The following is a 13,817-nucleotide window of genomic DNA, read 5'->3' on the forward strand; positions in this document are numbered from 1 at the left end:
TGGAGGCCTTTTTGTTTTCATCCCAATGATGCGTATAGAGCTAACTGGAGGAGTAGTTATCGTTGGAATTGTGTAATAAAGATACGTTTGCTCGTTCCAATCACTTACGAAGACTTCTGCGCGTTGAATTCCCCTACTCAACGTGCCAGCTGGATGTAGACCCAATGCTCTCAAATCTCCTTCAGCCTCTTTCACGGACAGCGTTGAGCTGCATGAAACATCCACTGTGGAAGTGGAACCGTACTGCCATTGCAGTGCTCGCCAAGTTGAGACGGCCTTGTTATATGGAAGAGCTTCTTCATGCGTCTCCACCCGAAGGGATAAATAAGGCGAAAAATTGTTATTTGTTGATGGCAGGGAAAATTGTTCGTAAATGCCAACGACGTCCGTCGGGCTTACATTAACGACATGTTGCATCTTCACACCTGCCACGTGCTCCATGTCTTCGATACTTATGTAATTGTTGTTTCTTGCCATCAAAGGAAGGAGTTTTTTCCATAAGGAATAAAGGCAATCCTGAGACGGTAAAGGTCTGCTTTGGATTGATTCTGGCGTGTCAATGACAGCCTTAGATGTCTCATGTGTACACGATGCCAGTGAGAGCGTCGTGGCTAGGAGCATCACCTTTAACTTATCCATACCTCTTCCTAAACGTATGATGATATAAGGCGAACAATTATGTCCGCTTTCGGCCGCGATTTCAGCCGAAAACGGACATTACTCGCACAGCAGAAACTTAGTAAAAGGGTGCGATCGACTACTCACGATCAACCTTTGGTCAACACGCAAAAAAGCCAACTTCTACGGTTGGCTTTTTTGTTTTCGAACGTCTACTAACTTGATGTCGTCAAACCACGGTGTCGACAAACACTCCGCGCAGTCCGGAGACACCGCTTTCGCTGAAGTTGTGTGCCAGCGTTTGCAGAAACAATGGCAGGCTGGGGATTGTGCTGCTTGAAGAATCGGTCGATGTTTCAGATGACGAACCAAGTGACGACCAAAGATTTTGGAAGACCGTGGTCAAACTACCGGTGCCGCTTGAGGTGGGCGACGCGCTGTTCGAACTGGCATTCAATGACTGAGCCAGATTGGAGAATGTCGAAGCAATGTTTCTGTACTGCTGGACTTGCTGCGACCCTTTCAGTTGCTGCGGCAGAGCTGCGAACTGCGTACCGCTCGTTGCAGTCGTGTTATTTGAGCCAGCCGCGCCGGGTGCTGAGGTTAATCCGAGTTGCGCCATCGCGCCTGCAATAGCCGAAGCTAGCGGGTTCGCATCTGTGTCCGACGTGCCCTTCGAGGCGACAAGAGCCGCAGCTGTCGACTCATTGAGCTCTTTTTTGTGATGGGTGTAGCGGGATGAAACGAGGCCGCCGATGGGCTGCAACTGCGTACTGCTAATGCTTGAAATAGTCATAACAGGCAGCCCGTCGTGGACAGTGAGCACTCCTATATTACCTCGCAAATCCCTTACCGCGCTAAGTAGACCCGCCCCCGGTCGAAAGCGGGCATTAAATATATGAATTTAGCGACTTTCGGGCTTGAGCAAACGTAGTGTGTTGAGTTGACTCTCAAGAGCTTCCATGGAGTCCCAGGGCAAGATGGGTGAATTTTGCCTTTCGTCTGGCGGGTTCTGGAGCAACCCATCAGACCAACCACCGCAGCCCATAAGAGGTAACAGTGGCCGACGGTGCAGCCACGCAAGACAAACTTCCGAGATAGTGCCAGCGCGACCTCCGATGACAATGCATGCGTCGCCGGCGAGTGCCATGATCAGATTTCTTGCGTCACCCATTCCACATGGAATGACGACTGTTGCTGGCCAGTCTGGCGCTGGCATGTCCGCGTTCGTGATGATGCTGACAACCATTCCGCCAGCGGCCTGAGCGCGTTGTGCCGCTATTCGGGTAGCTGGACTTCCGCATCCGCTGATCACGGTAATGCCTAAGCGGGCGAGTAGTTCTCCGGCCTGTCCGGCCAGATCGTATGCCTTGGACCCTGGCTCTGCACTTCCCAACACGCAAACTTGAGGTTGGCGAATAGTATCGATCATGTCTGTCCTTATGGCTGCGCGGTTCACTTCCTTGATGATAAATTTTTTAACGCAACGGAGCCCGCCATATCGAATGCCAACACACTTACCCAGTGTACGCTTTGAGTCAAAACCAGGTTTCGACGAGACGATGATCGTCACTGGGCAAGCGCGGACAGATGGTTAGCCCTGGCGGCATCTTCTTGCGCAATTCTTGCAGGGAATGTGCAATCAGCTTTTCACCTGTCGGCTTTTCGACCTGATAACGCCGAGCGACGAAGCAGTCGGGGTGCTCCGGCGGATATTGAAGGACGATCCAGATTGAGAGCGCTTCTTTGCTCATCGTGATTGGCTTGATGCGTGTTCATAAGGGAAGTCTTTGTCACTGGCAATATCGGCGACAACACAGATCCCTTGACGCTGAATGGTCCCGGCAATGGATGCTCGCGCCATTCTTTCTTAGTCAGTTCAAAGCGCGGGTGAACCAACGGACCTTGGCTTTGGCCCGCGTTCAATGAGCTCGGCGATTGCCACGTTGCTTCTTTCAGCGCATCGCTAGTTTTTACGATCAGCGAATCGTTCGAGGCATCTTGCGCTCGCCCGAATGATTCACGAGAGCTGGCGAAGCATTTCCATGCCGGGCGCGCAGGCCGATTCGAGGCGTGCGCGCTCGTCGGCGGGCAAATTCACCCATTTCGGCGGATTCTTCCGCACGCGCGCGGCCGCCTGCGCAAGCCAGGAAGGATCGTCCAGGCTGGGGTCCATGAAGCGAACGATGCGCCGGAGTTCGGCGTGTGGCGCATCGAGCATCGACTCGTAGCGCACGTGGAGAACCCGCTCGGCGGGCACGTTCTGCAAAAGTTTCAGGCCCACGATGATCATCTCGGACCAGGCCATGCCGATCGGCGCGATCGGTAACTCGAAGCGCTGGAATACATCGACGTCGAAGCTCTCGGGTACAAGCCCACGCCACGCCGGCGGCAGGTCCGCGGGTGCGTCGTACGTCGGCGTGAGATAGGGGGCCGAGCCGAACCGCTGCTTGAAGATCGCGCCGATCATTCCCATCCGCATCGGAGGAAACCGGCTCGCCGAGACTGCAAACTCCCGGCCATCGCGAAAGACATGGATGAACTTGGCCGTCGGAAAGAAGTGAGACAACGGATGGACGAGACCGAGCGAAGCGCCCGAGCGTTCGCACCAGAATCGACGTCCCAGGCGTGTACACAGCCACTGGAAGACGTTGAGGTATTGCCGGTAGATGCGATCTTCCGGCAACGCCTGCACGAAAACGCGCAGCTCTTCGTGGAGACTGTCGGGGTCTTCCGTGAGCAACGGAAGCGTCATCGCCAACAGCGGTGGAATGCCCGTTTCGCGAAAGCGCAGTGCAGAAGCCAGGGGATATCGAAACTCGTCGATGACGAGACCGCGCTCCATAAGACGCAGCCACGCCGTATGGCGAGAGCGCGGTTCGCTCAACACAGACCAGAAGTTCGGGCCGTCGACCGGATCTTTCTGGAAGCCCTGCGGATGAAGCGCGTTGAACAACTCCGAGAGACTCAGCACGTCTGGATGCAGCGAGAGCAGATCGGAAAGCATCGTCGAGCCGGAACGGCCCGTGCTGACAATGAAGAGGGGGGCTTGGGACGAAGCTGTCATCACGGGGCGCGAGTCTACTACTTAGATGGCGAAAGCAGCGATCACTGCCAGTCACATGAAAAATCTCTTTCTGCGCGATGCAACACGTTGGCTGGCATCGCCACTAACCCATTGAGACGCCCCTGCGGATCGAATGAACGTTGCCTCGAGGAGCGTACGACTCAACGTGGTGAGCGCGTTGTCCGTGGCAATCAGCTCATTATTGTGAATCCCCACAACGAACCGGGAAAAATCGCTAAGCGTCGGGTGTTTCAAGGCTGTGTTCGGTCGGCTGCGGTGTGATGGTCATCACCATAAGCCGTTCGGAACCCTCAAAACGATGCCACATGCCCGCAGGTATGACGACGAGTTCTTTCTCGGCGAGGAAGTACCGTTCCTCTCCCGCATTCTTTAGCAAGATAACCGTGGTTGTTCCATCCAACACCATGACAACTTCGTCGCCATTGGGGTGACGCTCCCATTCACTGGAGCCCGAGTAATAACTCACATAAACGGCACCATCGCGGTACGGTGCGACTTCGGCGAAGGCTTCATTCGCCTCGTCTCCAAATGCCATTTCCGGAGATCGGTTCGGTAAGTGTTTCAACCCGGACAAGACATGCACGAGTGATTTTTTCATAGGCAACCAGCGATCCTTCTTCTATCCAATGACTTGATTGACGGGCGGCGACGCGAGGCTGCACATCTTGCGAATGCTATCTAAGCGAACTTGCTATGCCCAGACCGCGTGGCCTTTCAGTCCATGCTCGCCACTTTTCGACATTCAATCCTTTTATCGCGAGCCAAAGCGCAAACAATCCTTCGCCAACCGGACAAGGGAACAGCAGATAGGGGAGCAACCGTGCCTGGAGTGCTGGCGAGATGAAACTGACGAAACCATCGGTGAAATAGCAGAAGCCCGAAATGCCGAGCAGAATGCCGACGATTCTCGGAAGAAAGCCAGAACGGAAAACCACAAAGCCGGTCAGCATCTCGTCCAGTCCGTAAAAGACGAATGAAATAAGAAGACCCGTATTCTGCAGTTGCAGAGATAGATACGAGAGGCTTTGCAATTGTTCGGGGCTGAATGCGCCCATCGCGCTTGCCTCCGTCGCTAGCTTCAATGGCACGTAGGCATTGAGCATGTCCAGACTTTCGATGGCCGTACCGACAAGTCCACAACCCATCGCGACCGCCGCAATGATGAGGTTTACGCGCTTGAGCAGTATGAAGGCGATGATTTCAGCGGGGATGTTACATAGCAGCAACACGATGTGGGCCGTAAAGCCCATCCGAAAGAGTGTTTCGTGTGCGGCGATGTTATGGATGGTTTCCGAGACGCTGCCGTCGACGATCAGCGTGTTTCTCACGTAGCCGATATCGAACGCGCCGGTCACGATTCCCACCAACGCCAGAATGCCGACGACTCTCGCCAGAACAAGCGGAGAAAACGGTTCGGAACGGAAATGGGACATCATGAAGCTCCCTCTTGTGGACGTCGCAAATATGCAACAACCCGTACGAAGATGGCCTGCCATTCAAGATAAGTTTGCGGCGATGGGCTTTCGCGTGCCAGAAGTACTCGTCATTGGCCGCAAGGGGAGCCCATGACCGTGCCGCTTTTCATTCCATTTTTCGCGTGCCGCCGGCGATGGCCATTCAAGCGGGTTTAAATCAATGATCGTATGAAGTTGAGAACGGGATCGAAAAACGTTTCGTGCATACGTTCGGCGAAAATGAGAACCACGCAGATAGCGACGATGACAAACATGACGGCCTTACCCACCGTGCTCAATACCTTCATGAGCGTCACTTTCATGGCATCCCCTGCTCCTGGCCAGCTGATCGGCTTTTGCAGATAGTCGCGCTATCGGTAGCCGATTGCGAAGCGGAAGCTTACTCCTATTTCCGCGCCCAGAGCCCAGAGCTAGGCGTTGAAATGCGGCAGCGGTAACGCTTCCACCTGGGGTCTGGCAAAAAGATAACCTTGCTGAAGTGGAATACCCAGATCGTGCAGCGCAAGGGAGTCGTCGGCGGTTTCCACACCTTCCGCGATAATTTTTATCCCCAGCTCGTCGCACATGCTTACCGTGTGCCGGATGATGGCGCGCCGATTCTTGTCGAGCGAAATGCCCTTGATCAGGGCGAGATCGAGTTTCAACAGATCGGGCTGGAAATCCGCCAGAAGATTCAATCCCGAATAGGCCGCGCCGAAATCGTCGATGGCGGTAAGAATGCCTTGTGCGCGGTACGCCTTCAAAACGATCAGCAAGCGATCGAGATCGGCGACGGCTTCTTGTTCGTTCACTTCGAAAATGATGCGCGATAGCGGCCAATCGACACGCTTTGCCGCCGCGACCGTACCCAGCAGGCAGTGATAGGCGTCGTACACCGCATTGGGCATGAAGTTGATGGAGAGCAGCGCCGGCGGCTTCAATCGACCCGCCCATTCAAGCGCCGTAATGCGACACAGCTGATCGAACGCAAAGCGGTTAACGGCATCGACGCTGGAAAGAATATCGCTGGCTGACGCACCATCTTGGCCGCGCACAAGTGCTTCGTGCGCGAACGTCGTCTTATCGATAACGTTGATGATCGGCTGGAAAGCCATGGTAATGGCCCGCTGAAAAACATTTTTGTCGCTGCAGCGCTCACATGTTCCCATTTTTCTCACCCATGAACAGGCCGCTGCTAACAAATCGGTATGTGTTTCTGCCGGCTTCCTTAGCCAGGTAGAGCGCCTCGTCTGCGAGTTTCATCAATGCGTCCTGGGTTGCCGATCCTTTGAAGAAGACAGCACCCATACTGATGTGCACGTCGATGCAATGGCCGCCAGTGCGCACGGCCACGTGTAACTTTTCCCACAATGTGCGTACGAATGTCTCGGCAGCAATCTCTACGCTCACGTGATCGCACAGGATTACGAACTCGTCGCCACCTATGCGTGCAACGACCGCGCCATCGTGCATGAAGCTTTGCAGGCAGCGCCCTACTTCGGCCAATACGAGATCGCCGGCGGCGTGACCGTAGGTATCGTTGATGGATTTGAAATTGTCGATGTCGAGCACCGCCATCAGCACGGGCGCCCGGCGCTGGCATGTCTGTCTTAACAGCGTGGCGGACTGTTCGTTGAAGTAACGGCGATTGGCCAGGCCCGTCAGTGCGTCCTGATGAGCCAGCCGAAGCAGTTCGCGCTCCACATTTTTGATGTGCGTGATTTCGGTGGTCAGCGCGTACACGCCACGAACATGACCCTTGGAGTCCTTGTCGGGCACATAATGCGTCTGGAAGTGAAGAAGCCTGTTCCGATAGGTGGCCTCGTATTCGAACCACACGGATTCACCTGCGTACGCGCGATCCAGGTATTCCTTGAGTTGATCGTAAAGCGTCGGCCCGCGCACTTCCTTGACCGTCTTTCCGATCATTTCCGTGGGGGCTTCGCCGGATACCTGTTCGACGAAGCGGTTGACGTACGTGTAGCGCTCGCACAGATCGATACGTGCAATGATCGCGGGCACGTTGTCGGTGATGGTGCGCAGCTGCGCCTGACTTTCCGTCAACGCTTGCTGTATCTGCACACGTTGCGTGACATCTCTGCCCGTGTAGATGATTTCTGTGGTGCCGTCCCCATCCGGGCTTTCGACGAGTCGCGCGAATGCCTCAATCCAAAGATAGTGACCGGCGCGATGTTGCAGTCGATACGTTGCCGTGGTCGTACCGCCCAACCGGCGCAAAGTAGCGACCACGTCGGCAATGCGCTGCCGATCGTCGGGATGAATCAGATCAGGACGTGGCGCCATGAATTCCTCGACGTCCCACCCCAGCAGTTCCTTCACGGATGGCGATACATAGCGACGGTCGCCATTGGGGCGAATGCGCATGACCAGATCGCCACTGTTGTCGGCGAGCATGCGATAACGAATTTCGCTGTCGCGAACACGTACCTGCAGCCGATCCTGCTCGACCAATGCCAACGCTACCGGCAACGCAATGAGGCACGTGACACCGATGAAGACCTGCGCCATCACAACCTTCAACGCAGGCGTTGCATCGTGCACGAGGTTGAACGGCCCAACGTCCAGTGCCGTAGCCGTACTGGTGATCAACGCGACAATGGCTATGCCGATCACCAGACCTGCAAAGCGATGGCGGAAGATCAGCAACAGCAATGGCGGATAGATCATGAACAGCAATGGGTATCGCGACACTGCAAATGCCACGAGGGATATCGCCGCCAGTAACAGCAGGTGCAAGACGAGTGACAAGGGCGTACTGGATGAATTGACCAGCCGGCTTCCGCGCGTCACGACAACAATGGATGTCGTTGCCGCGATGATCATGCCCAACAAATGCGCTCGGAAAACCGTGTTGAAGCTTACCCAGAACGCCAGGTCGGGCCAGACGTGCGTGATCGCAGCGACCGCGAAGGCCGAAAGGCCGCAGGCGATTGCAGCACTGATCAGAGCGACGCGGGCCAGATCGGTAAAGCGCGTTTCCTGGGTGATGACAGGAAAGTGACGCCTGATGGCCAAAGTGACCATTAGCGTCTCTCCGAGATTGCACAAGCCCAGTGCGAGGGACGGCAGGAACGCAAGGTTCCCGACGAATTCCCTAGCGGCGAAGTAGCCCAGAAAACCGGCAATCAGCAAAGGCCAGGTTTCCCGCAGCGGCTTTCGAATCAGCAGCCCGATCATGGCTCCGTTTGTGAGCCACAGGCACGCTGGCGTGTGTGTATAGCGCGCCAACACAATGGCATACAGCGAAAGGACCCCGCTCAAGGCAAAGAGGCCCATCAGCTGCCAAACCATTCCTGGCGCACGCTTCAACGGCATTGTTAGATCCCGGATTCCCTTTTTTGGCAGTCGTAGCTGCCGTGCAGTCTTGTTACCTAAGCAAGACTTCTGCCATAGGCCGGGATGTAAGGCTTGGGTGTGCCGGGACAGCTTGTAGAAGGGTTCGCTTAACAAACCGCGTTCAGCTTCAGCAGCCGGGCACCGGCAGCTGTGATGTGTTCGCCCCTTCTTAATGTATAGATCAACCCGGGCGATTTTCTTTCATTCTTCAGTGCACGCTTATTGGCCACTCTTGTGCGCAGTCAGACCGAGAAGAAAGGCTTGTGTTTGCTTTAGCGCTTCGTTCGATTCCGGCAGGGCCAAGTCGAATTGGTATTCGTGATCCAGCGCCGGGGTGTGCGACGCGGGATAAAACAGTGTTTCGACATGCACGCCCTGATGCCGCAGCGCATCGGCCAGCGCGTAGGACTGTGGCGCCAGCACGTCGATGTTGCCGACACTGATAAAGCTTGCAGGGAACTCAGGCGTGACATGCGGGACGATGGAGAAAGCATCCAACATCGACACCGGCGGATTCAGCGAGCCGAAGTACGACCATATGAAAGTGCGTGCGAGCTTCGATGATGAGGCCTCCGACACGATCACGCGGCCATCATACGGACCACAAAACAACACTGTGCCCAAGAGCTGCGAGCGAGCAATACCGGGATGTATACCCATTGCCCTCGCATAGACGGGCGATGAAACAAGTAGAGCGATCTGCGCCGCCAGCTGAGCGCCCGCAGAATCGCCTGCAAGAATGAACCGATTGCGATCCAGGTGCAGTTGCGCAGCGTTGTCGGAAAGGAACGTTAATGCATGGTTGAGCGCAACGACCGGCACCGGATACGGATGTTCCGGAGCTAGCGGATAGTCCACTGCAACCACCGCATAACCGCCCGCGGCGAGAATGCGGGCGTAATTCGCCATTTCCATGCGGCTTCCTGCGATATACCCGCCTCCATGTATCCAGAAAACGACGGGCAACGCATGACCGTCAAGTGCAACGGGGCGATAGATATCCAACAGCGCGTTCGGATCGTTGGCGTTGTATTGGATAGCAGCCTGCGTGCGAATGCCCGGAGGCACGCGATGGCTCAACGCTGCGTTGCCATCGATACCATCGCGACTAAATTCCCGGCGAATGATAAGCACCGATGGCCATGGACTGCATTTGAATGCAGCGAATGCGGCGATAGCTACGATCGCCAGCAAGATCAGAAGACCCACCAACACGCGCGATAAGCGATGCCTGGTTGAGCCAACTGCGGTCATGACGGGACCTCGCTAGCGACATATTGCACGTTGTGTATAAGGAGCCTTGGTTTTTTCGCCGGCGGCGAATTGACTCAGACTCGGAAGGTTCTTATTTAAGCGCAAAGTGCTCCTGTCCCAAAGAGCAATAGGTGTCCATGCAAATACGGTCAAACTTGGACCTGCGTAATCGTCATTCCGGCGAAAGCCGGAAGCGCTTTACAACGGCGCATGCCGGTCATCTAGTGCCTTCCGGACTTTACGGTCGCTGGATTCCGGCTTTCGCCGGCATGACGACAAGGCAAGTTTGAGCCGCGACAGTTCAATCATCGAACACGCGTAAAGTGCATCACCCAATTCGTTTCCCATGTTTTTCCACCGTCAGGTGAGTAAGCCTGTTCCCATTGCGCGGAGTCGGCGGTGATATGCGACCAGACAAAACGTACGCGGATGGGTTTTCCGTTGAGGGTGTCGTTTGCATAGAACGTTCCAACCCCATTGACGAAATTGCCTTTGACCGGCGGATCGAGAGCGGCAAACGGTTCGCGGCTGTCCAGCCACCAAATGGCCCATTGGCCGGATACCGGATCGTAAGAACGCAATCCGACGCCCTTATAACTTCCGCTGGGCTTGTTGATGACGTTGTCGTCGACGTTGGAGTACCCGTTCATCAGTTTGTGCATGCTGCAGGTGCCGTCGAATTCCACCCAGTCGTGGCTGCCGGCCAGACGCGCCTTCAATTGGCGGTGCTCGACATGCCAATCGCCTACCAGAAAGTCGAAATCGTGCAGATGTGTGAGGTTGGGTGCCGATTGCACCGGCTTGGGCGCGTCCTGGGATGCGTGGGCGGGCGTGGCAGATATGAAAGAAACAAGCGCTGCAGCGATCAATACGGTGTGCAAGGATGTCATGGCAATGCTCCGTCGGTGGTGTCGAGGCGAGCATGACGTACAAAACATGTCAGAGCATGTCATGTATTTCCGTTGACGATCGAAGGGCGCTTTGGCATTGGCATGGAACGCTCAATTGGCTCTTGCAGGTTTCGGGCTTTCTGGCGTGAATGGCTGGCAGGCGGCGAAACAAAAAGCCACATCACGACACGCTGTACATCCACGACGGTTGTCCCTTTCAACGATTGGAACAGGAGCGTTGGATATGCGCATCATGGGTATGGGTCATCTGGCGTTTGCCTTGACGATGATCGCACTGGGTTTGCTTGGACTTTTCGCCGGTGACTTCGCGCTGGTCTGGCAACCCGTTCCGCCAGACATTCCGGGCCGCACCATACTCGCCTGCATGTCGGGCGCGCTCATGGGTGTCATGGGCGTAGGTGTGTTGATCAAACGGACGGCCGTGCCTGCGGCGTTTGCCCTGACGATTTACACATTTCTCTGGGTGATGCTGTTGCACGTGCCCCATCTGATCGCTACGCCCTCGCAGGTGGGAAATTGGGGCGCATGCGGCGAGATTGTCGTGCTGGTTGCTGGCGCGTGGATTCTTTACGCGTCGTTGGCGACACCGGCCGATAAGCCTTATTTTCAAGCCTTATGCAGCGCAAAAGCCGTCCGCGTCGCGCAGATGTCATTCGCTGTAGCCATACCCTTTGTAGGTGTCGAGCATTTTGTCTACGCGAAAGACACGGCTAATCTGGTGCCGTCGTGGTTGCCATTTCATTATGGCTGGGCGTATTTCACCGGTGCGGCGCACATCGCCGCGGGTATCGCGATTTTCTTCAATATTCTGCCGCGATTGGCCGCTGCGCTCGAAACATGCATGATGGGCATCTTCACGGTGTTCGTCTGGATTCCCGTCGCGATAACTACACCACCGCAACGATTTACATGGACGGCATTGTTGATGTCGGCCGTGATTACCGCCGGTGCGTGGATCGTTACCGATTCCTATCGGAAGATGCGCTGGTTTTCCTTCAACCGTTCGCGCAACCGGCTGGGTGAATGGGCAACCTGACGCCGCAAGGGACACGAAAGGGCCGCAAATGCGGCCCTTTCGCTATACGCGATCGGGATGGTGCCGGATACAAATAAGCGACATCCATGTCATCTAAGGTATGTAGACTGGCAACCCGTCACCCACCAGACGGGCCGTTTGCGCCATGACCACGGAAAATCCTTCCGCTCCCTGGAAGAAGCCCGCCCTGTTTGCAGCCAGCGTCGGCGCCTTGGGCGTCGTGTTCGGCGATATCGGCACGAGCCCGCTTTATACATTCAAGACTGTTCTGGACATGACGGGCGGTAATAACGCGCCAACGATTTATGGCGTTATCTCGCTGCTGATCTGGACGTTGATTATCGTCACGACGATCAAATACGCCAACTTCGCGATGCGCATCGACAACGATGGCGAAGGCGGCATCCTTGCGTTGATGGCGCTGCTTGGCGTGAAGCGACGCAAGCGTCCGCTGATTGTCGCGGCAGGCCTATTCGGTGCGGCGCTCATTTATGGCGACGGTGCGATTACGCCGGCGATCTCGGTGCTTTCTGCGCTGGAGGGTTTGAACATTGTCGCGCCATCGCTGCATCACTACGTGTTGCCGCTGACGGTTCTCATACTGTTTGCGTTGTTTGCCGTGCAGCCGGCCGGCACGGCAAGGATCGGCCGTGCGTTCGGCCCCATCATGGCGATATGGTTTTTGACGATGGCGTTGCTTGGCCTGTGGGGCGTCGTGAAGCATCCGGCCATCTTGTGGGCGCTTAATCCGTATTACGCCTTCCACTACCTGTTGCACAGCGGGGCGGCCGGCTTCCTTGTGCTGGGCGGCGTGTTTCTTTGCGTGACGGGTGCCGAAGCGCTCTATGCGGACATGGGGCACTTCGGCGCGGGTCCGATCAAACTTGCGTGGTCGACACTGGTTTTCCCGAGCCTTGTGCTGAATTACGCAGGCCAAGGCGCCATTGTGCTTGCCGGTGCACCGACCGAAGGCAACATTTTCTATCGCCTGTGTCCCGCATCGCTGACGCTCCCGCTGATCATCCTGTCGACGATAGCGACGATCATCGCGAGTCAGTCAATCATTACCGGCGCGTTTTCGATGACGCGCCAGGCGATCCAGCTCGGCTGGATGCCGCGCCTGAAAGTGTCGCAAACGTCTGAAGAGGGTTACGGACAAATCTACGTCGGCGCCGTCAATTGGTTGTTGATGCTGGTGACGATTGGCCTGGCGCTGGGTTTTCGCAAATCCGACAACCTGGCTGCCGCTTACGGTATTGCCGTATCGGCGACGATGCTGATGACCACCGCGTTGTTGTTCATCGCCATGCGCGAAATATGGAAGTGGAGTCTGCTTGCCAGCGGTCTTGTCGCGGGCGTGTTCTTCATTGTCGATGCATCGTTCTTTGCATCGAACATGATGAAACTCCTGGACGGCGGTTACGTGCCGCTGCTGCTTGCAGGGCTGGTGTACTCGGTCATGTACATCTGGCACCGCGGCGCCATGGCCGTGGCGCAGCGGCTCAGCGAAGATCCGGTTCCCGTCGATGCCTTTCTTGAAGATTTGCCGCATATGGGCATTACGCGTGTACCGGGCACTGCGGTCTTTCTCACGCGCGCGAAGGCGGTCACGCCGCCTGTCATGCAATGGTATGTGAAGCACAGCAAGGCGCTGCAGCAGAACGTGCTGGCGGTGACGCTGGATATCGCATCGACACCGTGGGTGGCTGCGAAGAGCCGCGTGGCCCTGGCGGAGGTGGCGCCTAACTTCTGGTCGGTCACTGCAACGTTTGGATTTATGGAACGACCCGATATGCCTGCGCTGATGGCGCAGATTCAAACGCATGGCTGTCCGATCGATCCCGCCAGGCTTTCGTATTTCATCGGTATCGAAAAGATTGTGCCGCGCGACGATCGCCACGGCTTGCCGGCATGGATCCGCGTGCCATTCACTACCTTCCTGCGCAACAGCGCACGTGTGACGGATTACCTGCGCATTCCCGCCAACCAGGTGGTGGATATCGGGCGGCAGGTTTCCATCTGATCGCCACACCGGGTCAGCCGATCATCGTATTGACGAAGTACGTTGCGTTCTGAGGGCACGCGCGTAGCGCCAGCCA

14 protein-coding genes are annotated in these 13,817 nt (G+C 56.1%); 2 read left to right on the plus strand and 12 right to left on the minus strand.

Annotation, left to right across the window (positions count from 1 at the left end; translation table 11 throughout):
• The 12 genes from VK725_RS08085 to VK725_RS08140 all read right to left on the minus strand — a co-directional run.
• The coding region (locus tag VK725_RS08085) for a hypothetical protein (RefSeq protein WP_325317551.1) at positions 1 to 639 on the minus strand (639 nt) is incomplete at its 3' end.
• 208 nt (positions 640 to 847) lie between these two features.
• On the minus strand, positions 848 to 1,414 hold the full coding sequence (locus VK725_RS08090; RefSeq protein ID WP_325317552.1) for a hypothetical protein: 567 nt from the start codon (positions 1,412 to 1,414) through the stop codon (positions 848 to 850).
• 108 nt (positions 1,415 to 1,522) lie between these two features.
• Positions 1,523 to 2,050: a Rossmann fold nucleotide-binding protein gene (locus VK725_RS08095; protein WP_325317595.1), complete on the minus strand. Its 528-nt coding sequence runs from the start codon at positions 2,048 to 2,050 to the stop codon at positions 1,523 to 1,525.
• 106 nt (positions 2,051 to 2,156) lie between these two features.
• On the minus strand, positions 2,157 to 2,372 hold the full coding sequence (locus VK725_RS08100) for a hypothetical protein (protein ID WP_325317553.1): 216 nt from the start codon (positions 2,370 to 2,372) through the stop codon (positions 2,157 to 2,159).
• Between the two features lie 266 nt (positions 2,373 to 2,638).
• Positions 2,639 to 3,685: a sulfotransferase gene (locus tag VK725_RS08105; RefSeq protein WP_325317554.1), complete on the minus strand. Its 1,047-nt coding sequence runs from the start codon at positions 3,683 to 3,685 to the stop codon at positions 2,639 to 2,641.
• A gap of 235 nt (positions 3,686 to 3,920) precedes the next feature.
• Positions 3,921 to 4,304 (minus strand): cupin domain-containing protein, encoded by a 384-nt coding sequence (locus tag VK725_RS08110; protein WP_325317555.1) that lies wholly within the window; start codon positions 4,302 to 4,304, stop codon positions 3,921 to 3,923.
• A gap of 76 nt (positions 4,305 to 4,380) precedes the next feature.
• Complete coding sequence (locus tag VK725_RS08115) at positions 4,381 to 5,142, minus strand: DUF4386 domain-containing protein (RefSeq protein ID WP_325317556.1); 762 nt, start codon at positions 5,140 to 5,142, stop codon at positions 4,381 to 4,383.
• 191 nt (positions 5,143 to 5,333) lie between these two features.
• Positions 5,334 to 5,483, minus strand: coding sequence for a hypothetical protein (locus VK725_RS08120; protein WP_325317557.1), 150 nt, complete (start codon positions 5,481 to 5,483; stop codon positions 5,334 to 5,336).
• Positions 5,484 to 5,591: 108 nt separating this feature from the next.
• Positions 5,592 to 6,329 carry an EAL domain-containing protein gene (locus VK725_RS08125; protein ID WP_325317558.1) on the minus strand — a complete coding sequence of 246 codons (738 nt, stop codon included), beginning with the start codon at positions 6,327 to 6,329 and terminating at the stop codon, positions 5,592 to 5,594.
• Positions 6,316 to 8,496, minus strand: coding sequence for a diguanylate cyclase domain-containing protein (locus tag VK725_RS08130; protein WP_325317559.1), 2,181 nt, complete (start codon positions 8,494 to 8,496; stop codon positions 6,316 to 6,318). The genes VK725_RS08125 and VK725_RS08130 overlap by 14 nt, the downstream gene beginning before the upstream one ends.
• A 240-nt stretch (positions 8,497 to 8,736) precedes the next feature.
• Positions 8,737 to 9,771, minus strand: coding sequence for an alpha/beta hydrolase (locus VK725_RS08135; RefSeq protein WP_325317560.1), 1,035 nt, complete (start codon positions 9,769 to 9,771; stop codon positions 8,737 to 8,739).
• Between the two features lie 305 nt (positions 9,772 to 10,076).
• Positions 10,077 to 10,661 (minus strand): hypothetical protein, encoded by a 585-nt coding sequence (locus tag VK725_RS08140; RefSeq protein WP_325317561.1) that lies wholly within the window; start codon positions 10,659 to 10,661, stop codon positions 10,077 to 10,079.
• A 244-nt stretch (positions 10,662 to 10,905) separates the two neighbouring features.
• On the opposite strand from VK725_RS08140, the gene VK725_RS08145 reads away from it, so the two are divergent.
• Positions 10,906 to 11,718: a hypothetical protein gene (locus VK725_RS08145; protein ID WP_325317562.1), complete on the plus strand. Its 813-nt coding sequence runs from the start codon at positions 10,906 to 10,908 to the stop codon at positions 11,716 to 11,718.
• A gap of 145 nt (positions 11,719 to 11,863) precedes the next feature.
• Positions 11,864 to 13,741 carry a potassium transporter Kup gene (locus tag VK725_RS08150; RefSeq protein WP_325317563.1) on the plus strand — a complete coding sequence of 626 codons (1,878 nt, stop codon included), beginning with the start codon at positions 11,864 to 11,866 and terminating at the stop codon, positions 13,739 to 13,741.
• The last annotated feature ends 76 nt before the right edge of the window (positions 13,742 to 13,817 follow it).

Origin of the sequence: Dyella sp. (assembly GCF_035486915.1) — a bacterium.
Lineage (GTDB): Bacteria > Pseudomonadota > Gammaproteobacteria > Xanthomonadales > Rhodanobacteraceae > Dyella_B.

Coding starts and splice junctions, on each gene's coding strand:
- VK725_RS08090 (WP_325317552.1), bottom strand. CDS start 1,414: ATGACTATTTCAAGCATTAGCAGTACGCAGTTGCAGCCCATCGGCGGC.
- VK725_RS08095 (WP_325317595.1), bottom strand. CDS start 2,050: ATGATCGATACTATTCGCCAACCTCAAGTTTGCGTGTTGGGAAGTGCA.
- VK725_RS08100 (WP_325317553.1), bottom strand. CDS start 2,372: ATGAGCAAAGAAGCGCTCTCAATCTGGATCGTCCTTCAATATCCGCCG.
- VK725_RS08105 (WP_325317554.1), bottom strand. CDS start 3,685: ATGACAGCTTCGTCCCAAGCCCCCCTCTTCATTGTCAGCACGGGCCGT.
- VK725_RS08110 (WP_325317555.1), bottom strand. CDS start 4,304: ATGAAAAAATCACTCGTGCATGTCTTGTCCGGGTTGAAACACTTACCG.
- VK725_RS08115 (WP_325317556.1), bottom strand. CDS start 5,142: ATGATGTCCCATTTCCGTTCCGAACCGTTTTCTCCGCTTGTTCTGGCG.
- VK725_RS08120 (WP_325317557.1), bottom strand. CDS start 5,483: ATGAAAGTGACGCTCATGAAGGTATTGAGCACGGTGGGTAAGGCCGTC.
- VK725_RS08125 (WP_325317558.1), bottom strand. CDS start 6,329: ATGGGAACATGTGAGCGCTGCAGCGACAAAAATGTTTTTCAGCGGGCC.
- VK725_RS08130 (WP_325317559.1), bottom strand. CDS start 8,496: ATGCCGTTGAAGCGTGCGCCAGGAATGGTTTGGCAGCTGATGGGCCTC.
- VK725_RS08135 (WP_325317560.1), bottom strand. CDS start 9,771: ATGACCGCAGTTGGCTCAACCAGGCATCGCTTATCGCGCGTGTTGGTG.
- VK725_RS08140 (WP_325317561.1), bottom strand. CDS start 10,661: ATGACATCCTTGCACACCGTATTGATCGCTGCAGCGCTTGTTTCTTTC.
- VK725_RS08145 (WP_325317562.1), top strand. CDS start 10,906: ATGCGCATCATGGGTATGGGTCATCTGGCGTTTGCCTTGACGATGATC.
- VK725_RS08150 (WP_325317563.1), top strand. CDS start 11,864: ATGACCACGGAAAATCCTTCCGCTCCCTGGAAGAAGCCCGCCCTGTTT.